A 334-nucleotide genomic window follows, 5' to 3' on the forward strand; every position below is an offset into this window, starting at 1 on the left:
ATTATAGAATCACATTTTTTTAATAACTCTTTTATTACATTTAGCTGTTCTTTTGTTGATTCAATTGGTTTTAATTTATCTCCCCAATTATCTATAATTATTGGTAACTGCTCTAGCTTCCATTGTTTTTCAACATATGTTTCAGGTTCTATTTCTTCAGGGTACATTAGCTTTAATATATGTCCAACAGCCCATGTAATTAAATAATCTCCTTGTTCAATATACTTGCCTTTACTTTTTTTCTCTCCTGGAAGTGCTTCTGATATAGCTCTTGCTAAATCAGGCTTTTCTGCTATAATTAATTTCATTTTAACCTCTCTTTTTAATAAATTTT

The 334-nt window shown here is 28.1% G+C and carries 1 protein-coding gene; it reads right to left on the minus strand.

Annotated elements, in window-relative coordinates; all coding sequences use genetic code 11:
• A partial coding sequence (locus L988_RS11380) for a toprim domain-containing protein (protein ID WP_231549845.1) occupies positions 1–308 on the minus strand: 308 nt, incomplete at its 3' end.
• Positions 309–334: the final 26 nt, after the last annotated feature.

The sequence above is a fragment of the Cetobacterium sp. ZWU0022 genome, assembly GCF_000800875.1.
In the GTDB taxonomy this organism is placed as follows: Bacteria; Fusobacteriota; Fusobacteriia; order Fusobacteriales; family Fusobacteriaceae; genus Cetobacterium_A.